The organism is Chthonomonas calidirosea T49 (assembly GCF_000427095.1).
GTDB lineage: Bacteria > Armatimonadota > Chthonomonadetes > Chthonomonadales > Chthonomonadaceae > Chthonomonas > Chthonomonas calidirosea.
In genome coordinates, this window is sequence record NC_021487.1 from 3250731 (window position 1) to 3273809 (window position 23079).

General features: G+C 57.3%; 17 protein-coding genes. 10 read left to right on the plus strand and 7 right to left on the minus strand.

What is annotated here, in order from left to right:
- Window positions 1-174: 174 nt before the first annotated feature.
- Window positions 175-1164, minus strand: a complete 990-nt coding sequence (locus tag CCALI_RS13665) for a Gfo/Idh/MocA family protein (protein WP_016484056.1) — start codon at window positions 1162-1164, stop codon at window positions 175-177.
- A gap of 333 nt (window positions 1165-1497) precedes the next feature.
- Here CCALI_RS13665 and CCALI_RS13670 point away from each other — a divergent pair, with 333 nt between their 5' ends.
- Entirely contained in the window at window positions 1498-3927 is a 2430-nt protein-coding gene (locus CCALI_RS13670) for a sister chromatid cohesion protein PDS5 (RefSeq protein WP_016484057.1), read from the plus strand.
- A 183-nt stretch (window positions 3928-4110) separates the two neighbouring features.
- Here CCALI_RS13670 and CCALI_RS13675 read toward each other — a convergent pair whose 3' ends face one another.
- The 3 genes from CCALI_RS13675 to CCALI_RS13685 are packed head-to-tail and all read right to left on the minus strand — an operon-like array spanning window position 4111 to window position 6607.
- Entirely contained in the window at window positions 4111-5103 is a 993-nt protein-coding gene (locus CCALI_RS13675; protein WP_016484058.1) for an aldo/keto reductase, read from the minus strand.
- 58 nt (window positions 5104-5161) lie between these two features.
- Entirely contained in the window at window positions 5162-6196 is a 1035-nt protein-coding gene (locus CCALI_RS13680) for a zinc-dependent alcohol dehydrogenase family protein (RefSeq protein WP_016484059.1), read from the minus strand.
- A gap of 3 nt (window positions 6197-6199) precedes the next feature.
- Window positions 6200-6607, minus strand: a complete 408-nt coding sequence (locus tag CCALI_RS13685) for a (R)-mandelonitrile lyase (protein WP_016484060.1) — start codon at window positions 6605-6607, stop codon at window positions 6200-6202.
- Window positions 6608-6745: 138 nt separating this feature from the next.
- Here CCALI_RS13685 and CCALI_RS13690 point away from each other — a divergent pair, with 138 nt between their 5' ends.
- From CCALI_RS13690 to CCALI_RS13700, 3 genes are all read left to right on the plus strand, one after another.
- Window positions 6746-7678: an AraC family transcriptional regulator gene (locus CCALI_RS13690; protein WP_016484061.1), complete on the plus strand. Its 933-nt coding sequence runs from the start codon at window positions 6746-6748 to the stop codon at window positions 7676-7678.
- A 176-nt stretch (window positions 7679-7854) separates the two neighbouring features.
- Window positions 7855-9129, plus strand: coding sequence for an AAA family ATPase (locus tag CCALI_RS13695; protein ID WP_016484062.1), 1275 nt, complete (start codon window positions 7855-7857; stop codon window positions 9127-9129).
- Between the two features lie 38 nt (window positions 9130-9167).
- On the plus strand, window positions 9168-9815 hold the full coding sequence (locus tag CCALI_RS13700) for a DUF3226 domain-containing protein (protein WP_016484063.1): 648 nt from the start codon (window positions 9168-9170) through the stop codon (window positions 9813-9815).
- A 52-nt stretch (window positions 9816-9867) separates the two neighbouring features.
- On the opposite strand, the gene CCALI_RS13705 is transcribed toward CCALI_RS13700, so the two are convergent.
- Window positions 9868-13251, minus strand: a complete 3384-nt coding sequence (locus CCALI_RS13705; protein ID WP_016484064.1) for a DUF5696 domain-containing protein — start codon at window positions 13249-13251, stop codon at window positions 9868-9870.
- Window positions 13252-14110: 859 nt separating this feature from the next.
- On the opposite strand from CCALI_RS13705, the gene CCALI_RS13710 reads away from it, so the two are divergent.
- From CCALI_RS13710 to CCALI_RS13725, 4 genes are all read left to right on the plus strand, one after another.
- Window positions 14111-15520, plus strand: coding sequence for a phosphomannomutase/phosphoglucomutase (locus tag CCALI_RS13710; RefSeq protein ID WP_016484065.1), 1410 nt, complete (start codon window positions 14111-14113; stop codon window positions 15518-15520).
- Window positions 15521-15537: 17 nt separating this feature from the next.
- Entirely contained in the window at window positions 15538-16416 is an 879-nt protein-coding gene (locus CCALI_RS13715; protein WP_016484066.1) for a sulfurtransferase, read from the plus strand.
- A 156-nt stretch (window positions 16417-16572) separates the two neighbouring features.
- Window positions 16573-17472 carry a dihydrodipicolinate synthase family protein gene (locus tag CCALI_RS13720; protein WP_016484067.1) on the plus strand — a complete coding sequence of 300 codons (900 nt, stop codon included), beginning with the start codon at window positions 16573-16575 and terminating at the stop codon, window positions 17470-17472.
- 25 nt (window positions 17473-17497) lie between these two features.
- Window positions 17498-18439: an NADP-dependent oxidoreductase gene (locus CCALI_RS13725; protein WP_016484068.1), complete on the plus strand. Its 942-nt coding sequence runs from the start codon at window positions 17498-17500 to the stop codon at window positions 18437-18439.
- 6 nt (window positions 18440-18445) lie between these two features.
- Here the strand turns inward: CCALI_RS13725 and CCALI_RS13730 are convergent, their stop codons facing one another.
- Both CCALI_RS13730 and CCALI_RS13735 read right to left on the minus strand, forming a co-directional pair.
- Entirely contained in the window at window positions 18446-19600 is a 1155-nt protein-coding gene (locus CCALI_RS13730; RefSeq protein WP_016484069.1) for a thiolase family protein, read from the minus strand.
- 97 nt (window positions 19601-19697) lie between these two features.
- The gene (locus tag CCALI_RS13735) at window positions 19698-20471 is read right to left on the minus strand and encodes a TatD family hydrolase (RefSeq protein WP_016484070.1); all 774 of its coding nucleotides are present in this window, start codon (window positions 20469-20471) and stop codon (window positions 19698-19700) included.
- Between CCALI_RS13735 and CCALI_RS13740 the strand changes: the two genes are divergently transcribed.
- Window positions 20448-21086 carry a protein-disulfide reductase DsbD domain-containing protein gene (locus CCALI_RS13740; RefSeq protein ID WP_172636660.1) on the plus strand — a complete coding sequence of 213 codons (639 nt, stop codon included), beginning with the start codon at window positions 20448-20450 and terminating at the stop codon, window positions 21084-21086. The two genes, CCALI_RS13735 and CCALI_RS13740, sit on opposite strands and share 24 nt — an antisense overlap.
- Window positions 21083-23017 (plus strand): protein-disulfide reductase DsbD family protein, encoded by a 1935-nt coding sequence (locus CCALI_RS13745; RefSeq protein ID WP_016484072.1) that lies wholly within the window; start codon window positions 21083-21085, stop codon window positions 23015-23017. The genes CCALI_RS13740 and CCALI_RS13745 overlap by 4 nt, the downstream gene beginning before the upstream one ends.
- Window positions 23018-23079: the final 62 nt, after the last annotated feature.

Sequence of the window (23079 nt, forward strand, 5' to 3'; positions counted from 1 at the left end):
GTAGGTCTGCGAGAATTTGGGAAGCGAGGAGGTTGGGGGTTAGCTGTAGGGTGGGTTTGAGAGGAGAGAGCCACTAAAAACGAGGCGCGCTTCCTTGGACGGTTTAGGAAGCACGCCTCGCTGTGTAGGAGGAAGGCGACGTGAGATTAAGCGAGGGCTGTTATGGGTTAGAGGTTAGAGATGCTTTACCTCGACGGGCCGGCCTTCTCGGGCCGATTTCCAGGCGGCCTCGGTGAGCTCCATAACGCGCAGCCCCCAAATGGCGGGAGAGCCCACCGGTTCTTTGCCCAAGATGGCGTTAATGAAGTTGGTGTCTGGATCGCTGCCCTTGGGCATCTCCTCTTGGGTTGGGGTAAAGCGTTTGCCGTCGGGCCCACAAACCTCTAGTTTACCATTGCGCAGAAAGAACACCCCTTGATCGCAGCAGATGGTGAGGTCTTCGTGCCATGTGGGGGCGTTACCTACCACCGAAATGTTGGCCAAGGCGCCCCCTTGAAACCGGAGGGAGAGGGCCGAGTTGATATCTACCGGTGAATCGAAGTTTTCGATGTAGCCAAACACGCTTTCGGCGGGCAAGTTGGTCATGAAGAGGATGACGGCCACCAGGTGCGAGCCGGAATCGTTGAGCTGGCCTCCACCGCTCAGGGCCGGATCTTGCCGCCATTTCCCCTTTGTGCCCCGATACCAGTTTTGGCTTTGAAAGGCCTGAACAAACTGCACGGGCCCGTACCGACCTGAAGCGATCTGGTCGCGGATGTAGAGAAACTCGGACATATAGTGGCGTTGATAGCTGACGACCAACACCTTGCCGCTCTTTTCGACCTGTTGTAACACACGGTGAGCATGTTCCACCGAGCAGACCATGGGCTTTTCGGTAAGCACATGCAGCCCGGCCTCCAAGGCCGCCATAATCTGTTCGAAGTGAGCGGTATGCGGGGTGTTGATGTTCACGGCATCCACGAGGCCGGAGCGGATAAGCTCGCGATAGTCTTGGAACTGCTGCACCCCTTTGAGCTGCGGGTGTCGTTCCAGGGTATGGGCGAGGGATTGCGGGGATGTGTCGCAGATAGCGGTGATCTCTACGGCAGGGTGCGCGAGGAGGCGCTGGATGTGGCCTTGGGCGATGCCACCGGTGCCGATGATGCCGACGCGGACTTTCTCCATGCTATTGCTACAAACCTCCTTTGGAAAAGTTGGGTTTAGAGAGCACGCATATCGTGTCTCTTACGACAGTTTTCCCTATTAAATTGCCTTTCTCGGCTCCCATTTCCTGCACACCCTCTCCTCACAGCTTTTTTCTGCCTTACCCCGATAGCGAGCGGCGTGCCAATAATGGACGCACGCATCGCAGGAAACCATCATCGTTAGCGCAGTCCCTACGAAATCGGGATGAAAGAAGGAAAAGGTGCGTTAGAGAAAGAATAGAATTTAATACATACAAGTTGTGTGCTCATAGCCCCGTGAATGTTGTGCTCGGCGAAAGTGAGGGAGAGAGCGATGCTGGATGACACCGAAATACCGATCCTGTTGACTCGCTTGCAGGATAAGAGCCCGCAGGTTCGTGCGAAGGCTTGTAAGGCGTTAGGCAAGCTAGGCCCTAAGGTTTTAGAGTTTAAAGGGATAGTGCCTAGCTTACTGAGGTGTTTGGAGGCTGAGGATTGGAAACTTCGGGCGGCAGCGTGTCGGGCGTTAGGAGATTTGAGCGATGGCGTTTTGAGATATAAGGGCGTGGTGCCCGCTTTGCTGAGTTGTCTTGAGGATAAACACTGGAAGGTTCGTCGTGCCGCCTGTCTGGGTTTGGCCTGTATAGGCCATGAAGTGTTGAAGTGGACGGATTTAGGCTCTAGTGTTAGGCCTTATGCAGAGGTGGTGCAGGGCTTTTTGCGCTGCTTGCAGGATGCGGATAGACGTGTTCAGGCTGCAGCTTGTGAAACATTGAGTGGTTTTGGTTCTATTATTTTGGAGTATAAAGAGGTTCGCGAGTGCCTGCTAAGCTGTTTGCAGGATGAAGATAGCGATATTCGCCGTGCGGCTTGTAAAGCATTAGGCAAGCTAGGACCTAGTGTTTTGCAGTATGAAGGGTTGGTGCCAAGTCTATTGAGGTGTTTGGAAGATAAGTGTAGGTCGGTGCGTCGTGCTGCCTGTGAGGCATTGGGTGAGTTAGGTCCCAGAGTTTTGGAGTATGGAGAAGTAGTTCCGGGTCTATTAAGGTGCTTGGAAGATGAGGATAGATCTGTTTATCACGCGGCCTGTACAGCATTAGGCCAGCTGGGGCCCAAGGTTTTGGAAAATAGGGAGGTTGTGGCGGGCCTGGTGAAGTGTTTGACGGAATGTTCGAAAGATGGGGAATGGTATGCTAGCTATGTCATCTGTGAAGTGCTAGGCAAAATAGATTCTGAAGTTTTGCAGAGTGCGGACGTAGTTCCAAACTTATTGAGATATGCGAAGGATAAGGATTGGCATGTTCGTGATGCAGTCTGTTGGGCATTAGGTCAGATAGGTTCTGGTGTTATGCCTTACGTGGACGTAGTTGCAAGTCTGTTAGGATGTTTGGAGGATAACGACAAGCGTGTTCGTCGTATAGCCTGTGACGCGTTAAGCAAGCTGGGACCTAAGATTTCTAAAAATGGGTTTTTGAAAGATAGCGAAGTGGTGCCGAGCTTGTTGAGGCGCTTGAAGGATGAATATTGGTGTGTTCGCAGTATCGCCTGTGAAGCGTTGGGCAATCTAGGTTCTGAAGTTTTAAGGTATCCGGAAGTCGTTCCCGCTTTATTAGTTGGTTCGAAAGATAAGAAGAGGGAGGTTCGCCGTAGAGCCTGTTTGGCATTATGTCAGTTAGGTTCCGGCGTGTTGCAGTACGAGAATGTGCTACCGAGCCTATTGCGATGTCTGGAGGACAAGGTTATTCGCAGTCACGTTTGTGGGGCATTAGGACTTCTGGGGCTTGAAGTTTTGCAGGATGAGGATGTGCTATCGAGCCTGTTGCGATGTTTTAAGGATGAGGATGCGAATGTTCGTGACGATGCCTGTGGAGCGTTAGCAGAGTTCGGCCCAGAGGTCTTGCAATATGGCGAATTGGTGTCAAGCTTAATACAATGTATATGGGACGATGATGGTGATGTCCGTGATACGGTTGAAGACGTGTTAGACCGGTTCGGTGTGGCACTTGTGCCAGGCTTGTTAGGATGCTTGAAATCTGAGGATTGGGGGCTAATAGCCCCAGCCTGTTGGGCATTAGGTCGGCTAGGCCCACGGGCTCTACGGTATGAGGCGGTGGTGCCCAGCTTGATACGATGTTTGGAGGACGACAAGGACAGGTTGGTTCGTGATGATGTCTGTGACGCGTTGGGCAAGCTAGGCCCTGAAGTTTTGAAGGATGCGGACGTGCTGCCAAACTTAGTGCAATGTTTGAAGGATGAATATAAGTATACTCGTCGTGCCGCCTGTGAAGCGTTGGGGAGGTTGGGGCCTGAGGTTTTGAAAAACAGGGAAGTCGTGCCGGGTTTGTTGAGGTGTTTGAAGGAGGAGGAGTGGGTGCGCACACGCCAAGCGGCGTGTGAAGCGCTCGGCCAGTTAGGTCTTGGGGTTTTGGCGTATGAGGAGGTAGTTCCGAGCTTGGTTGCATGCTTAGCGGATAAGGATTGGGGGTTACGTCGTAGGGCATGCGAAACGTTGGGGAAGCTGGGGCCTGCGGTTTTGAAAGATGCGGGGGTAGTTCCGGGCTTGGTGAGCTGTTTGGGGGGTGGAAGTTGGGACGTTCGTCTTGAGGCCTGTTGGGCTTTGGGGGAGCTAGGGGAAGGGGTATGGAGCTATCCTGCTGCGGTGGCGGGGTTGCAGCGTTGTTTGGAGGATGAGAATTTGTGGGTGCGGGAAGCAGCCCGTAAGACGATAGAGAAGTTGGGGGGTAAAGCCTCTTTCGGTGGATAGGGAGGAGCCTGTGAGGTTTGCCTTCATGCGGTCTGCTTCATTTGGGTTGCGGCGGTGCATCAGGGTGGCCTGACGGGGCGTTGGAGGGGATTTCTGAAATTGGTGTTTCTGCGAGTAATGGGCGGGAGAGGACTCTGTTGACGATGCCCTCCCCTGACCGAGGCCGGTGTCGTTCCTAAGAGGTTAGAGGTAGCTCATTCGCTCGAGATCCTCCGGATAGCGCTCGCCTTGGATCTGAATTTTGGAGGCCGCAGCCTCTATCTCCCGCAGATCTTCCGGCGTCAGCACCACGTCTACCGCACCGACGTTCTCTTCCAGGCGATGGAGCTTGGTGGTTCCCGGAATCGGCACAATCCATGGCCGCTGCGCAAGCAGCCAGGCGAGAGCGATCTGGGCGGGGGTGGCCCCTTTGCGTTCCGCAATGGCTGTTAGCAGCTCCACAAGTGCCTTGTTAACTTGCCGCGCCTCTGGAGTGAAACGCGGAATGCGGCTTCGCAGGTCGGTGGGGTCGAACTGCGTGTTTTCATCTATCTTGCCCGTGAGAAAGCCTTTGCCGAGAGGGCTGTAGGCCACAAACCCAATGCCCAGCGCTTCGCAGGTGGGCAGGATCTCTTGTTCGGGCTTGCGCCACCACAGCGAATACTCAAATTGCACCGCCGCCACCGGGCAGACCGCGTGGGCACGACGGATGGTTTGTGCGCCCGCTTCAGAGAGCCCAAAATGCTTGACCTTGCCGGCCTCGATCAGCTCCTTCACGGCGCCGGCTACATCCTCGATGGGCACGTTGGGGTCTACGCGATGTTGGTAAAAGAGGTCGAGCGCCTCCACGCGCAGGCGTTTTAGCGAGGCCTCGGCCACGCGCTTGATCTGTTCGGGGCGGCTGTCGGTTCCGGTTCTGGGGCTCGGGCCGCGATCGCCGTCATGCCGGAAGCCGAATTTGGTGGCGATAACCACCTGACCTTTGAAAGGCTCCAAAGCCTCTCCCACAAGCTCCTCGTTGATCCAGGGGCCGTACACTTCGTCCGTGTCGAAGAAGGTGACGCCGAGCTCCACCGCTTTGCGAATGAGCGCGATCATCTCATTTCGATCGGGTGACACACTGTAGCCGCCCGTCATGGTCATGCAGCCTAGCCCGATGGCGGAGACCTCTAAGTTGCCCAGTTTGCGTTTTTGCATTGTTTTTTCTCCTTATCCGGTGATCCAGGTTGGGGATCTGTTGCCTCCAAAGAAAGCGTTAGGGCACCAACATCACCTTAAGGGCTTGGCGCTCGTCCATGGCGCGATAGCCCTCGGCAACCTGCTCTAGCGGCAAGGTGCGGTCGAACACGCGTCCCGGCAGAATCCGTCCCTCCAGCACGTCGGGGAGCAGCTCGTCCATATAGGCTCGCGTTGGGGCAGGGCCACCACTGATGGTGATGTTGTTGTAGAAGGTAGGGCCGGCAGGGATACCCTCATGATGCGGTACCCCTACTCGCCCAATGGCGCCTCCAGGACGAACGATGCCGACGGCCGTTCGCATGGCCTCTTCCGTGCCCACACACTCCAACACGGAATGGGCGCCTAACCCGCCCGTTCGCTCGCGTACGGCCTCTATCGCCGCGTCTCCACGCTCGGTTACAATATCGGTGGCGCCGAACTCGCGGGCTAACGCGATCCGATCCGGATGGCGCCCCAAGAGGATAATCCTTTCCGCCCCGAGCCGCTTGGCGGCGATAACCCCGCAAAGGCCTACCGCCCCATCCCCGATGATCGCGGCGGTGGTGCCCTGCCGAACCCGTGCGGTTACCGCCGCGTGGTGGCCGGTGCCCATTACATCGGTTAATGTGAGGAGGTGAGGAAGGAGGGCCTTGTCGTCTTCACGCGCTGTCACTTTATAGAGAGTGCCGTCTGCAAAGGGGATGCGCACGGCTTCGGCCTGCGCTCCTTCGGTATGGTAGGAGAAAAATCCGCCGTGGGTGCAGGCGGTGTGCAGACCCTCGCTGCAGAATACGCAGGTGCCGTCGGAAAACGCGAAGGGCATCAGCACCAGATCGCCTTTGCGCACCGTTCGCACCTCCGAACCTACCTCTTCCACAACGCCTATGGCTTCATGCCCCATGCGCCGACCCGTTTCAGGAAGAGGGTCAAAACCCCGATAGGGCCAAAGGTCGCTGCCACAAATGCAGGCGACGACCACCCGAATAACCGCATCCGTCGGCTCGATGATCCGCGCGTCGGGTACTTGATCTATGTGAACCTCTCTCGGTGCACTTAAAACGGTTGCACGCATCGCTTACTCCTCCGTCTTTTGATGATAGTCTTCGTCAGAAACCTTTTCCATCCACTCCACGACCTTGCCCGCCAGCGCCTCTTGGATAGCGATGTGGGTTAAGGCCGTGCTGACTGTGGCACCGTGCCAATGTTTTTCGCCAGGGGGAAACCACACCACGTCGCCTGGCCTTATTTCGCGCTTAGGCCCTCCCTCACTTTGCACCCATCCACAGCCGGAAGTAACGATGAGGGTCTGGCCTAAAGGATGGGTATGCCACGCGGTTCGAGCGCCAGGCTCGAAGGTAACACTCGCTACCCGCACGCGGGCGGGATCGGGCGCCTCAAGCAGAGGATCCACCCGCACAGCGCCGGTGAAGTAGGCCTCGGGCCCTTTGCTCGATGGTTGCGATCCAACTCTTTTGATCTCCATAGGGGACCTCCTCTTGGGATTTCAGTTCACGAAGTGCGTTTTGGAGTTTTTCCACTGGAATCTACTCAGGGAACAGAACGATGTGATAGAATGATTTTCCAAAGATATTGCACTTTTCTACAAAGGGTGGAACCCCCTATGGATACGCAGGTACGACGACCGTCAGCTCATGAGGGGTTGCGGATGGAGGCCGATCGAGCGGAGTTGCTGGAGCGGATCGCCCGCGCGGTTCCACACGACGGCAGCGCTGAGCCGTTGCCGGGGCTCCTGCTTCACCGTGCCTCGGCCCCTACCTCCGCTCTGCCAGGGGTTTATGAGCCCGCATTTTGCGTGATCGCCCAAGGAAGTAAGGAGGTGTACCTGGGCAGGGAGTGTTATCGTTACGACCCCTATCACTACTGCTTAAGCACGGTGGAACTGCCGGTGATTACCCGCGTCGTCGAAGCCTCCAGACCCCGCCCCTATCTAAGCCTTCGCTTGGCCTTAGACCCCGCTCTGGTCGGCTCTGTAATGCTCGAATTGGGCTACTTGGGAGCCCGTTCCCATGCCGATGCAAAGGCGTTTGATGTCAGTTCGCTGGATGCAGACCTCTTAAACGCGGTGGTGCGGCTGCTGAGGTTGATAGACCACCCTAACGACGCCGCTTTTATGGCCTCTTTGGTAAAAAGGGAGATTATCTATCGCCTATTGATGGGCCAACAAGGGGAGCGACTTTGGCATATCGTGCGCTTCAACGGGGATATTTCCCCTATTTCTAAGGCGATCGAGCTTTTGCGGAAGAACTTTCATCGTCCATTGGCTGTTCACACCCTAGCGCGCGAGGTGGGGATGAGCGTGTCGGGTTTTTATCAGCATTTCAAGGCTGTTACCTCCATGAGCCCCTTGCAGTTTCAAAAACAGCTCCGCCTTCAGGAGGCTCGTCGCCTTATGCTCTACGAAGGATTGGATGCGGCGAGCGCTGGCTACCGGGTTGGCTACAATAGCCCCTCGCACTTCAATCGAGATTACAAGAGGCTGTTCGGTTTCCCGCCGCATCAGCATAGGGAGCGCCTGCAGGGCACCGAGCCGTAGATAGGGAAACAGCACCCTTCAGCGTTCGGTTGAAATGTCGGTGCCTAGCCAGAAGGAGGCCTTTTAAGACGCTAAGGTATACTAGCCTTGAGACCTTGCAACAAATAGTCCGCTACGGTTGGGTTTCGAAAGGGTAGCACACATCAGGAGGGGGCGTTCGTCCGGGGAGGCGGCCGATGATAGAGAGTTTGCGGATTCGTCATTTCAAGGCTTTTGAGGAGTTCTCCGTTGAGAACCTTGGAGCTATCAACCTGATAACGGGAAGAAATAATGTCGGTAAGACCAGCCTCTTAGAGGCGATCTGGGCGTTTATTGATAGAGCTTACCTTTCTACTCTCAGCCAGATATCTGTTTCTCGTGGTATGCAATCGAGTTGGTCGCAATTTGTTCCCACGCAACCCATTATCGTTGAAGTTCACTGGGCGCCGCACTTCGCTAATTTCGATCTCTCCCGCCCAATAGAGATATCGGTGCAACGTAATTGGGAAAATGTTCCGTTAACCAGATGGCAAAGAACCGTCAGGTCGTTGCGCGCCTCAGGAGGCCAGGTGGGGACAGAAGGGACTGCCGGTGAAAATGCGACACGTAGGTTTTGGGAAACCCTCAAAATTAGCTTTTCACCAACGGCCCAGTCTCAGGGAATCCCTCTAACGGCCCAGTCTCAGGAAATCCCTCTGCAAGACCCTCACATATCCGAGATGCCTAGCCAGTTGAACATACCAACACATCAATCCCTTATTGCTCAGTCACCGGCCATTGGATCTCTTGTGTTGACCTATCGTTCGGAGGGAGTGAAACTTGGACAAGACTATCTAAAGGAGCGGATGAAAGTTGTGCTGTTAGGCAATACCGTTCAGCTAGAAGGAAACCTCTCAACAGATACTTGGAGCGTAGCCCCCGTGCCCAGCAGGGGATATGAGGATCTCGTTAGGCAAGCCCAGCGCTTTGGTGCGATAGATATAGAAAATGGGGTGGAACGCTTGGTGGAATACCTGCGTGTGATGGAACCACGCCTAAAACGGCTTATGCTGATTCCCGTGAGAGGCATTTCCCAGATTCATGGCGAGATAGAGGGCCCTGGTGCCTTGCCGATCCGTTGTATGGGCGATGGAGTGGATCGCCTTATATCCATTTTGCTCTGCCTAATGACGCCTCCCACGGTCGTTCTGGTTGATGAGATTGGGAGCGGCATTCATCACTCCGCCCTTCCTAGAATGTGGAAACTCCTTGCAGAGGTGGTGCGAGAGACCGGCTGTCAGCTCTTTGGCACAACACACAGCTACGAGTGCATTCAAGCGGCGATACAAGGACTAGAAGGCAACAAAAAGGATCAGGAGCTGTTTCGCTACATCCGTTTAGAACGCCCCAAGGAGGGAAGTGAGATAAAACCGGTTGTCTTGAACTATAACGATGCTGCATCTGCAGTCGAGAGTAACTTAGAGATTCGTTAGAGATCCGGGGAAGGGCGTCGGCATTGGAGGGGGAAGGTTTGCAGCGTTCGATGAGCAAAACAGAAGATCGTAAGCCTCAGGAGATCACGAAGCGCTTTGCGATCCTCGTTGAGGGGCCGGATGATCGTTGTTTTTTCCAAGCGGCTTGTGAGCATTTGAAACTGAAAGAAGTTGATATAGTGCCCGTTGGCGGAAAAGATGGATTCGCAGCATCGTTAAAGAGCATCTCAAACATAGGCAATTGTGAGAAAATTCTCCTCGTTCGCGACGCAGATAACAATGCGAACGGGGCCTTGCAAAGCCTTCAAGACGCTTTGAGACAAAAGAAGTTCCCATTTCCCAGCAAAGCATTTGAGTGGAAGACAGATGCAGGACTCCCTCACGTCGCGATCGCGATAATGCCGGGACCCAATGAAGATGGCTCGCTGCAAAAAGGGGCGCTGGAAGACCTCTATATTACAGTGAGGATGGAGAAGGATAAAATCTGTAAGTGTGTCGACGATTTTTTGAAATGCTGCAGAGGTAAGAACCCATCTCTAAAGATAACTTCAAAAAGTAAGGTCAGCGCCTTTCTTGCGGCTCAATATGCAGATTTGAGATTAGGTGAAGCCATCGCTAAAGATTTTGACTGGAGTCATGAGGCACTTAAGCCGATCATGCAGCTCTTAGAAGCCTTCTCAAAGTAACTCTGGCTAGCACGCTTCCCTGCTATGGACACGCGGCGAAGGGGCGATCGCTTCAAGGTTTTGAGGGTGCGGCCACAAGTAGGTACGCCACCGCGTTGGGCACCGTGTTCACCCGAAACGTGGCCTGAAGGGCGCCGTTGTGCACGCGAAGCTGAACCGGAATGCGGCCTATGGGCGCGCCAGCCGTGTTGAGCGCAGTGATGCGCACCCCCTGACGCCATAGGGGATCGATATCCGAGAGAACGAGAGTCACATCGAAGGCCTCGTCACGGGGGAAGGGGATAAGCACCCATTGGCCAGCTTTTTGGCGTTTGAGCCGCAGGCTGCCGTTGGTGCGAACAGGCCCGAAGGAGATAGCTACCGCCTTCACGTTTTGATGCGCTTCCAGCAGGGCTTGCGGTACGGCGGAGGTTTTGGTGTCTTTGGTAAGCGTGATGACCCTGCCATCATCAGCCACATGCAGGGTACCTACGATGATCCTGGAGGAGCCGTCATCATCACCTCGCAGATGGAGGCGCTCGCCGGTTTGAGGCGAGAAGATGCCGAGCTTGATCTGGTAGTCTCCATCCTTTAGGTCGGCAGGCAGGGTGATGGCGACGGGGCTGCCCTCCACCGTACCGAGCGGCCATCGGTCGGGCGGGGTCGCGATGCCGGAGTCGGGTTGAAGCACGATGCCTTCGTGCTCTTCGAGGCCAGGCTGAGTGATGTGCACGAACACGAGATCGCCTTGGGGTATGGGGGCACCCACCTGCCAAGCGAAGGCGATGCGGAACGCGCGAGGGCCGGTTTGTTGGAAGGAGAGGACGGAGGGCTGTACGGCTAGAGGGGGAATGGGTCCAGCCACATCGGTTCGCGCGTTCACATAGATGCGATTCGGTGTGCGCAGATAGTCCGCCACAACGCCCTGGCGGCGTGCGGTCCAAGCGATGATATCTTTGCCTAAGACCAACCACCCGTACTGGGGCAGCACGATGCGTTGGCGGCCGACGGCAAGCGGCCAATCGGAGTCGCGCGCGTTGGCGTAGATGCGAAGCCCGTTATTATAGGCCACAAAGACCCTATCGAAGCGGCTATGGGCGGCGATGGCCTGCTCGGTGGCAACCAGCTTGCCGTCTACCTCGTAGCGAATCTGTTGCGGAAGAGCGGTGGAGTAGCGCGACGTGATAGGCCATAAGAGGTTCTCCTCCTGCCAAATGTAGGCGAGGTTGCGCACGAGCTGGGAGGGGATAAAACCGTCGTGGCCGTAGGCGATCTCTTCCATACGGTACTGATCGAGCGTTTTAGTGGGTGGCACCCGTTGCCACCAGAAACCCTCATACCCTTGAGGAAGCCATCGTTCAAGATAGCCCATACCGTGGTTGCACTGCAGGGGGTGGATTTTAAGGAGGTCAAAATCCACAAAGAGCGGAGCCTCCTCGCCGCCATTAATGGGCACACCCTGTCCAAACTGGGCTTCCACCCCATCGAGTAGGCCGCTCCAGCGCCAATGTTGATTCCCTTCTCCTAGCACAGGGCCGTGGTGCACCTGCCGAAATAGCTGCCACAAGGCCTTGTAGGCTTCCCATACGGTGTGGAACTCACCGGCGCCCGGCCGGCCGGCTTGGAAGTCCACGTGCCACCAAGGAGGGACAGAGGAGTGCACGTCCAGATAGCTGGCGTTGGGAGCGTAGTGCTGCTGGACAAGGGTGGTGATGCGTTTGGCATATTTCAAAATGGCGGTAGGAGCCAGAGCATACGACTGAATGATGTTTTTCCATGCAGGTTGCGGGTTGCCTTGTGAATCTCTGGCGACATCGTTCCAGGTAAAAGAGGGGGCGTTCGGATAGAAATCCACATAGTTCTCGTGCAGCGCGATGCGCTCGCCTAGGCTTTCGGCGGTATGAGTCCACACCTTCATGCCCTCATCCCCACCGAGATCGGCATTGGCTGGCACGGTATCGGGCAGCTGATTGTCGTAGCCGCCGTGTTGCCACACATGAACGATGGTCAACAGATGCGTGAGGTCGTAGGTGGCTAGCTCGCGCAGCCAGGCGGCGTTGTCGGTAAAGCGTCCACCCCAAACATCGAGAACAACAAACTGCCCCATGAGTTTTAAGTAGGGCGAGGGTGGGTTCGGAGGGGTAGGCAGCACATCGCGCAGGTTGTTGGAGAGCGCGTAGTATACCGTTTCCTGAAGGGCGTTCCGCTGGCCGTTGGTCAGCGGGCCGTAGATGGCGGTGGTGCCATCGAATGAGCTAGCATGGGAAAGCACGAAGTCACCAATGGTGTTGGCATAGAGGCCAAGCTGGGGAAAGTAGTCTACGGTGCCCAGGTAGGGAACCACAATACGGCGGACAAAGGCGACCGGCCCAAGCCGGCCAAAATCCACTGCGGCGATGTAGGGATCGGGCGAGCGAAGGTCGAGCCGGACCGCATGGCCGGAGGGAGCCGAGAGGACTGCTTGGAGGCGAACCTTGCGATCGCCAACCGCATAGATCGCATTTCGCACAACCGAATGCGTGGCGGGATCGGTGTGTTGGGTTAAGGAAAGAAGACGCACCTGTGGGGAGTCGGAGCGTACCAACTGGCCGTCCGTTGTAACAAAGGTGATGGTGGCTCCAAATCCCACGAAGATGGGAGGCATGAGGCGTGCATGGGAGTCTGCACGTGGAGAGAGGACCAGCGACCAGCCATCAAAGAGCGTTTTAGGATGGGAGGTTACCTCGGCCTGAAGCCTGTAGCGGCTTTGTGGGGTGTAGGTGGGAGAGCAGCTGCCAAAGGTGGTGCGTCGGAGGAGCAGAGAGGCTGGATCGGGATGGAAAGTCGGAGGGCTTGGTGCGGGGCCGCCGGTAACGAGGATCTCTCGATCGCCCCAGAGAGCGTAGTCGAAGGAGGGATCACGTTTGGGGCCGGGGTCGGTTTCGAACCGTAGGGTCACTATTTGGCCTGCATAGGGAGTGAGGTCAAACTGATAGGAGGTCCAGGTGGAGTCGGTTTTGTTTTCATCCAGCTTTTTTTGGCCGTTGATGAAGAGGCGAAACGTGGCGCCATCGGAGAGATGAGGGCCGGTAAAGCCCTGCCGCATGGCAATCGAGAAGCGCAGGAGGATCCGCTTGGCCCGAGGCAGGCGAAGCCAGAAGGTTTGGTCGGTATCTCCTGTTCCACCGCGCCAAATGGGATGTAAGAGGAAGGCCTTTTTGCCGTTTTGATCGCCGAAGGGCTCGCATGCGATGCCCGTGTCCTCGGTGAAAAACCCGCTCCATCCGATAGGCATCGTGCCGCTGCGCCCGTCATCGTAGCGATAGGAGACCTGATAGAGCCCGATCTCGTCGAGGGAGGTCGTGCCTGTCGGTAGGCTGACCACCAGATCGGCGGGGACGGATGGGGGCTGGGCGGAAAGCAGACACGGACATAGTAGGAGAAAACAGAACGCGATCGCACGGCCTAGATGCCACATGATAGACTCCTCCGTCGCTGATCATCACCAATAACGACGCATGCCAGAGCGGTTTTGAGAGTTCAGAATCGAGATGCGGCTTCTGGGGTGCGCTCTGGGCGTCGGTCAGGACGATTTTCGTCTATAAGTACGCCAAGCGTTGACAGAAGTCCTGCTGCAGTGGAACAGCTTAGAAGGCGTTGCGATGTCCCGGGGGTTTTACGGCTTGGCGGGGGGCGAGGCCTGAAGCAAAGCGGCGAAAGACGGCAGGAGGGAGCGGGAGGGTTTGTGCGACGAGGGTGCCCATTTGGAGGAAAGACATAGGGGCAAACGGCGTGGGGCGATTCTTCCAGAGCCGGCTTTCGCGGGGTGCTTTCCGTAGCTATCTATCTGCACACGGGGGAGGCCTGCTATGGGAAACGAATGGGCCATGTTGGGCCGCCGCTGCCAACCTGTACACTGCAGCGCAGAGGGCGAGGCACCATGCGCGTTGGATAGGGTGAGGGTGGTGGTGGCGAGTCCGTTTTGTGTTGGCCAGGTGTGTCAAAAGCATCGTTTGCTTCCCCATTTCTAGGCTAAGTAATGGTTTTTGTCGGCAGAAAGAGGAGAGCGGTTGTTACTGCAAGGTCCTGCACCTTTTCACCGGCGGTTCTCCTCTTTCTGCATAGAGGTTCTGCCACTGTAGAGGGCAGAGGCCACCTGAGAGGTCTGCGAGAATTTTGCAGGAAGGCGGCCGTATCTTTGTCAAAGAGGGCGTTTTAGGAAGCTGCAGAGTGTCCGCTTTGGCTGAGCAGAGAGAACAGGATGGTAAAATGGTTTAAACTGCGGTAGCATATAAGGCGCGCCAACCAGCAGAAGCTTTTAGTCAGAAGGAGAGGTTATGGCTGCAGTAGATCCGAGAGTGTTTCGGAATTACGATATACGGGCGCTTGTGCCTGAACTGGTAGATGAACATAGCGAGTTCTACGCGATGCTGGGCGACCCGAAAGCGTTTCTGGCTCCGTTGGATACGGAGGGGGTCACCCAAATAGGTCGCGGTCTGGCCGGTCTGTTCGGCGCCCCCAAAGTCTATATTGGCTACGATGCCCGTCTTTCGGGGCCGGCTTGGGCGCGGGCTTTGGCCGAAGGGTTAACCCAGCAAGGGGTAGATGTGGTGTTGCTGGGGCGGTGTACCACCGACACCATCTACTATGTGTCGGGCAAGTACAACCTGCCTGGCGTAGAGATAACGGCCTCGCACAGCCCCAAGGAGCTCAATGGCATGAAGATGGTGCGCGGCGGCGCCCAGGTGATCGGCATGGGGTCGGGCATGGAGGAGCTGCGCGATAGCGTGCTGGCAGGGCGGTTTCCGGAAGCCGAGCGTGAGGGGCATGTAGAAGAGCAAGATATTCTGCCGGAGTATGTCGATCACCTGATGCAGTTTATTGACCCGGAGAAGGTGCGCCCCCTACGTCTTGTAGCCGATGCTGGCAACGGCGTGGGCGGGCTGCCGGCCCATGAGATTTTTCGACGGATTCCTCAGCTTAAGGTGACGGAGCTGTTTTTCGAACCAGATGGCCACTTTCCAAATCACGGCCCCAACCCCTTCGAGCCGGAGAACATTGTGACCCTAACGGAGGCGGTAAAACGCGAGGGGGCCGACTTGGGAGTCGCATGGGACGGCGACGCCGATAGGGTGTTCTTTGTGGATGAGACAGGCAAACCGATACCGGGCGACTTTATTACGGCGCTGGTGGCCCGTCACTTCCTTCAACGTTTTCCTGGTGCCACCATCGTCTACGATATTCGCGCCTCGTGGGTGGTGCCGGACTGGGTAAAAAAGATGGGCGGTGTGCCCGTCTCCGAGCGCGTGGGGCATTCGTTCATTAAGCGCACCATGCGCGCCCACAACGCTGTGTTCGGAGGAGAGGTCTCTGGCCACTACTACTTCCGCGATCACTTCTATGCTGACAACGGTTTCATCCCCATGCTCGCGGTGCTGCAGATGCTCAGCGAAAGTGGAACTAGCATGAGCCAGCTGATCGCTAGCCTGGGCGAGTACTATATCTCCGGCGAGATCAACTCCACGGTGCCCGATGTACAGGCCGTGCTCGATCGCATTAAGGAGCGCTACGCGGATGCCAAGCTCGATTTTCGCGATGGCGTTACCGTGGAGTATCCCGATTGGCACTTTAACGTGCGACCTTCGGCCAACGACCCCGTGATCCGTCTTAACCTCGAGGCGAAGAGTCAGCAGGAGATGGAGCGACGACGGGATGAAGTTTTGGCCATCATTCGTGGGCAGGCCTAAGTGAAGGAGCGGAAACGATGGACGATCTGCGTCACCAACATCTGGTAGAGACGGAATGGCTGGCCGAGCGCATTGCGGAGGGAGATAACACCCTGCGTATTGTGGATATGCGGGGGAGGGTGGAGCTGGAGACCCAGCCGGATGGCACGCAGATCTCTCGTTACCTGGGGGCACCTGACGCGTATGAGCGCGGCCATATCCCCGGTGCCATCTACCTGGACTGGACGAAGGACATCGTTGCCGAAGACGACCCGGTGCCTGTGCAGGTGGCCTCTTTCGAGAAGCTGGCAAAAGTTTTCGGCGAGGCCGGCATCGGCAACGAGCACTTGGTGATCGCTTACGACGACCATCCGGCCTCTCAATTTGCCACGCGATTGTGGTGGGTAATGCGCTATTGCGGGCATGAGAAGGTGCGCGTGCTGAACGGCGGGTGGAACAAATGGGTAAGGGAGGGACGGGCTATCTCCACAGAAAAACCCAACTACCCAACAGCGCATTTCGTTCCGAACCCACAGCCTCAGTGGCGCATAACGGCCGAGGAGTTAAAGGCGTGCCTGGGCACCGACGTGCAGATTATAGATGCGCGCGATGAGGGACAGTACACGGGCAAAATACGTCGCGGTCCACGGGCCGGACGCATTCCGGGCGCCCTCTCTTTGCCAAGAGAGCGTTTGGTAGGACCGGATGGCTGTTACCGCCCCACCGAGGAGCTGCGCAAGCTGATTGAGGAGCTGCGCCTTCAACCCGATCGCCCGGTGGTGGCCTACTGCAACGGCGGTGTGGCAGCGACGACCGTGCTGTTCACTCTCTCCATGTTGGGCCATAACCACTTGAAGAACTACGATGGCTCTTGGAACGAGTGGGGGACACGTCCCGATCTGCCGGTGGAGGTTTGAAGCAACCGCAGCCCCCCAAGCGTATCTTCTTGATGGAGACTCCTCCGCGGCTCCATAGCGGGAGCCGTTGCTCTTCCTCTTCTCCGCTATGCCGCGTTCTCGCGGCTAACGATCGAAAGCGACGTAAAAAACCTTCCATAGGAGTAGATAACGTTTATGCCTCACCCACAAGCCGGGAAACTGCGCGGAATCCTCACCGCCATTAATACGCCTTTTCACCCAGATGGGCGCTTGGCGCTGGAACATATGCCGGCCCTGCTCGACTTTCAGAGGGCAGCAGGGATTGATGGGGTGATCGTGGCGGGAACCAACGGCGAGGGGACCTCGCTTTCGGTTGCCGAACGTAAGCAGCTGCTTGAAACCGTGATGGCGCACCGCGGCGATCTGCTAGTGGTAGCTGGAACCGGAGCCGCTGCAGTGACCGACGCGCTCGATCTCACGCTTCATGCCGCCGAAGTAGGGGCGGATGCGGTTTTGGTGCTGCCCCCCTTCTTCTTCAAAAATCCGACCGATGAGGGGGTCGCCGCTTACTTTCGACCGCTGCTCGAGCATGTGGATATCCCTCTGCTGCTCTACAACATTCCCCAATATTCGGCGGTTCGCATTACCGATGGGCTGATGGCGCTTCTCTCGGACTGCCCGAATCTTTCGGGGGTAAAAGACAGCACGGGGGATTGGGAAAGCTCTCGCAATTTTATCGAGCGCTATCCGCATCTGCGCATCTTCACGGGCAGCGATAGGCTGCTGGCGCGTTCCCTGCGCCATAAGTCGGCGGGCGGCATTTCGGGGGCAGCGAACTGTTTCCCCGAAGTCATCGTTGCCGCGAGAACGGCTTGGGAACTGGGCGATGAGGCGGGGCTGGATAGGGCTCAGAAACGCATTGACGCGCTGCTCGATATACTGCATCGCTATCCACCTATGGCAACTAGCAAAAGCGTTTTGGCTCATCGTGGGTTGCCGCGACTCAGCGTGCGCCCGCCTTTGGTGGACCTAACGCCGTCGCAGGAGCAGGCGTTGCTGGGAGAGTTGCGCGAGGCCGGCTTTCTGCCGGCATAAACCCATCTCAAAGGAGGTGTAGGACATGAAAGCGATTGTGGTTCCAACCTTCACGAATCCGCCCACACTGCGTTACGAAGACGTGCCACAGCCGCAAATAGCGGAGGACGAGGTGTTGGTGCGGGTTCGGGCAACGAGCGTGAACCCCGTGGATACCTACATCTGCACGGGCGCAGCCCAGAGCTGGCTAAACCTGAAACTGCCTTTGATACCCGGTGCCGACTTTGCCGGTGTAGTGGAGGCGGTTGGCAGCAAGGTGAAGGACGTGAAGCCCGGCGATGAGGTCTACAGCTACTCGCCGCTGCAACGACTTGGCGCTTTTGCGGAGTATTTGGCGGTTCCCGCCGCTATTGTGGCTCCAAAGCCACCAACCCTCACGTTTGAAGAGGCGGCTTCCCTGCCCATTGTCGCGCTAACGGCTTGGCAGTCGCTGTTCGAGGCCGCGCAGCTGAAAGCGGGTCAGAAGGTGCTGATTCACTCGGCGGCCGGTGGGGTAGGCACGATGGCCGTGCAGCTGGCCAAGGCGCACGGTGCCTATGTCTACGGAACGGCCTCTTCCGGCAATATCTCCTTTTTGAAAGAGCTTGGGGTGGACACCCCTATTGACTACACCAGCACCCCCTTCGAACAGGTTGCCAAAGAGGTAGATGTAGTGTTCGATATGGTGGGCGGAGAGACGTTGATGCGCTCTTTGCAGACGCTGAAGCCCGGTGGCTGCCTGGTCTCCATCGTGGGAGGTAGTGCGAACCCGGAAGCGGCTAAAGAGGCCGAGAAGCGGGGCGTGCGCTATGTGTACGTGCTGGTACGGCCGGATAGAGCGCAGCTTCAGCACCTCAATGAGCTGATCGCGGCAGGTAAGCTGCGTCCCTATATTGCCAAAAGCTACGCCCTCGAGCAGGCCGGCGAGGCGTTAGCGCAGGTGGCTACGCGCCACACGCGCGGTAAGGTCGTGATGCATGTGCCCTAGGGGCGTTTACGCATAGATCTCGAAAAGCCCGGCAGCGCCCATACCGAGCGCGGCGCACATGGTCACCAAACCGTAGCGCGCCTTTCGCCGGGCGCCCTCGTAGAGCAGAGTCACCGTCTGACGTGCCCCGGTCGCGCCTAGCGGATGCCCTAAGGCGATCGCGCCGCCGTTCACGTTAACGCGCTCCATAGGGAGCGGATAGAGCTTGTTGGCCGCCAACACCTGGGCCGCGAACGCCTCGTTGAACTCGATGAGATCGATCTGTTCGAGGGCAATGCCCAGCCGTTGCAGCAGTTTCGGGATGGCGTAGGCGGGGGCGATGCCGAATTGAAGGGGGCTTACCGCTACCGTTGTGTACCCAACAAAGCGGGCAAGGGGCTTTAGATTCAGCTTGTTAGCATGGGATTCGCTGGTGAGCACCAACGCTGCGGCGCCATCGCTGCGTTGTGAGCTATTGCCTGCGGTGAGGATGCCGTTGGGTATGAAGGCTGGCTTAAGCGCCGCCAGGGCTTCGAGCGAGGTATCGCGCCGAGGCCCCTCATCTTGCGCAAAAAGGAGGGTCTCACCCGCCTCGTTGGTGATGGGAACCGGCTCGAGCTCGGCCGCAAAAAGTCCCTTGTCCTGAGCTGCTATGGCCTTTTGATGGCTCATGAACGCGTACCGATCGGCCTCTTCGCGGGTGATGGCAAAATCTTTGACCAGCTGTTCCACCGAGGGCCCCATGCCAAGGTAGGTATCGGGTCGTTTTTGGGCGAGCACGGGGTTAGGACGTAAAGAGGGGCCCATGAACGGGACGAGGCTCATCGACTCGGTGCCACCGGCTATCACGGTTTCGGCTTGGCCTGTGGCGATTTTGGCGGCTGCCAAGGCGATGGCCTCTAGCCCTGAGGCGCAGAAGCGGTTAATGGTTAACCCCGGTATCTCCTCCGGCAGACCGGCGCGGAGCGCCGCGATACGGGCGACGTTCAGGCCCTGCTCGGCCTCTGGGGAAGCACAACCTAAAATAACGTCCTCCACCGTATGGGGATCGATTCCTGCCCGACGAACGGCTGCTTCCACCACGAGGGCGGCTAGATCATCGGGGCGCGTCTCTCGGAGGGCACCTTTGCCCGCTTTCCCGATGGGGGTTCTTACCGCGCTTACAATGACAACGGATTCCATCGTATTCTCCTTCTGTTTAGTATACGTCGAAAGCGGCCTCGGGTGGATGGTCTCAGCGCGGTCTAGGTCACCTGCCGTTTCCAGTGGGGGCAATAATCTAGGGGGGTAGGGCGAGCTTGGGAAAGAGACGATAGGCGTTTTGGGTGGTGATGGAGGCAACTTGATCGAGATCGAGGCAGCGTAAGCCGGCAAGCTTTTCAGCCACAATGCGCGTGAAGGCCGGCTCGTTGCGCCTTCCCCGATAGGGTGCTGGCGCAAGGTAAGGGGCGTCGGTTTCTAAGAGAAGGTGCTCTGGAGCGATGCACATGGCCGAATCGCGCACGTTTTGCGCCGATGGGAAGGTGAGCGTGCCACCAAAACCGAGCGCAAGCCCTAAACTGGCAGCCCGCTGTGCCTGTTCTGGGGTACCGCCCCAACAGTGCATAACACCAGGCAGGGGATGCGCGGCGAGAACGGATAAGGTCTCCTCATAGGCCTCTCGGCAGTGGATGATAACGGGCAGGTCGAGCTCCTTGGCCAGCCGAAGCTGTTCTTCAAAGGCGCGATACTGCTGTTCGCGTGGAGAGAGATCGCGGTAGAAATCGAGGCCTATCTCTCCAATAGCGACGACCGCATCCATGCGGGCCAACTCGCGGAAGCGGGCGGCAATGGCGTCATTCCAGGTGGTAGCATCGTGAGGATGGATGCCGATGGCGGCGTAGAGGATGCCGGGATGGGCAAGGCTAAGCCGAAGCGCCTCCTCGCTGCTAGGCCCGTCGTAGCCCACCACGATCATCTTGCGAACATCGGCGGCGAGCGCTCTTTCCAGACACCCTTGGAGATCGTCTCGAAGGCGCTCATGGTTGAGATGGCAGTGCGTGTCAATGAACATGGTCACTATTCTACACCGTTTCTCTCCCGTTTTGCCATTGGAACCTCAGTAAGCGCGTTGGGCGTAAGGGAAATGAACGGCAATAATAACGAGGGAGAAGAGATGCGAAAACGTTTCGGAACGATCTTCGCGTTGGCTTTCGGCATGGCACTGCATGCGAACGCTCAGTTGGCACAGCCCCATTTTGTGAAGGTATCGGTGCAAAACCCAAAAACCGCGGCCGTCCATAAGGTCTTTCAGGTGAAAGTGCAGGTCATTATCGCTCCACCCTATCATATTCAGGCCCACTCGCCGGCACCCAATTTCATTCCCACCGTTCTCACGGTGAAAACGCCACCGTACCTGCATGTGGAGAAGATCCTCTATCCGCCAGCAAAGTCCATCCGGTTTGCCGGTCAGCAGATACCGGTCTACGAAGGCACGATCACGGTGGAGGCTCTGCTAAAGGCCGATCGCCCCGGCACATTTCTTCTCCCAATCGTTTTGCGGTATCAGGGCTGCAACGAAAGCACCTGCTATCCGCCCACGGAGCTGCAAACCAAGACCAAGATCGTGGTGGGGGCGACAAAAGTCTCCCTAAAGGCGTCTAGCGGCCTGGAAAGGGGACTAAAATGAGGCGCGTTTTTGGAGAGCTAATCGTTATTGGGCTCCTTATAGGCGCTTTTCTACCGGCCTTCGGGCAGCTGGGAGGGGCGACGCATATCGCGTTCCAAGCGACCCTTGTTCCGCCGGATGCCAGGGCGGGTGAGGGCGCCCAGATTGTGCTGACCGCCAAAATAGATCCCGGCTATCATCTGTACTCGCTGACGCAGCCGGAGGGGGGGCCGGTACGCACGACGATCACGGTGCCTGCTGGTGGCCCGTTTGCGTTTGTGGGAAAGGCGGTTCAGCCTCCCTTCCGGTCGGTTTTCGACCCAGGGTTTCAAATAACCGATCAGGAGTACGAGGGGGCGGTTGCCTTTGGCATCCCCGTGAAGCTGCGTTCAGGGATAGCGGGGGCGCAAAAGGCTCTTATCGAGGTGCACTATCAGCTTTGCACCGATAGGAACTGTCTCATCCCTACAACGGTATCGGTGCCGTTGAGCTTTCGCGTGGCGCCAGGCCCACCACGTCCCGACCATCTGCAGCCGATCACCTCGGTGCCGCCGCAGCCTGCGGGCGCTGCAACGGGTAGCCCTCCTTCAACCACGATGGAGCAAACGGCCGCCTCACCGCCGATCAGCGATTCCACCCGTCGCTCCATTGCTTTAGCAGAACATCGAGGTCTGTTGAGCTTCTTGCTTCTCTCGATGGGGGCTGGGTTCTTAGCGTTGCTTACCCCTTGCGTCTTCCCGATGGTGCCCATCACCGTGAGCTTCTTTTCCAAGCGGCGTCAGCAGAAGACGTGGGAAGGTATTCGTGATGCCTTAGCCTACTGTTTTGGTATTATAGCGACGTTCACGTTTTTGGGGGTTGCAGCGGCGGTGCTCTTTAAGGCCACGGGCATTCGCGCCATCGCCAACAATCCTTTTGTGAACCTTGCTTTGGCCGTTCTGTTCATTGCGCTGGGCATCAATCTCATGGGTGGATTTGAGATCGCGTTGCCAGCAGGTTTGGCCAACCGCTTTGCTGCGGGCGCGCAGAAAGCGGGGGTTTTGGGGCCGTTTTTCATGGGGCTTACCTTTACGCTCACCACATTCACCTGCACCGTGGCCTTTGTAGGCACGTTGTTGGCTGCCGCAGCGGAGGGCGATCTTTTCTATCCCATTGTGGGCATGTTGGGGTTTAGTGTGGCCTTCGCCCTGCCTTTCTTCCTGCTGGCCCTTTTTCCACAGTATGTTGCCCGACTGCCGCATTCAGGCTCGTGGCTTACCACCGTCAAGGCCTATCTAGGCTTTGTGGAGTTGGCTGCTGCCGTGAAGTTTCTTTCCAATGCCGACCTCGTATGGAGTTTAGGTTGGCTTACCCGCCCCGTTTTCTTGGCGATCTGGGCGGCTATCGCGCTGATCGCGGGCTGCTATCTGATGGGCTGGTTGCTTCTGCCTCACGATACCACGGCAACGGTAGGTAAGGTTCGGCGCGGCTTCGGCTTGCTAACTCTTGTGGCTTGTGTCTACCTCTACGCCGGAATAAACCATGCTCCGCTGGGAACGTTAGCGGCCTTCTTGCCTCCCGATCCCTATCCGGGTCAAGCGGAAATGGAGCGTGGTGGGCTGAACTGGCTGCACAGCTATACCGAGGCGCTCGCCCTTGCTAAGCAAGAAAACCGTCCGGTGTTTGTTAACTTCACCGGCGTCAACTGCACGAACTGCAGGGATATGGAGCAGAACGTATTTCCTCGCCCTGAGGTGGCTGCTGAACTGAGGAAGTTTGTCCTTGTGGAGCTTTACACCGATCGAGACAGGGAGGAAGACCGCCAGAACGCCCGGCTGCTTCAGAAGCTTGCTGGTGTTGCCACCCTGCCAACCTATGTGGTTGTTGGCCCGGACGGGCGGGTGCGCGCCGTTTTACAAGACCGAAGGCCACCTCAGGTTTTCTTGCGGTTCTTGGAAGCTAACGAACGATAGCGAAGTGCTGGCAAGGCGCAGTTTCTCATCCGTAAGGTACAATTTCTGAAGTTTGCGGGAGC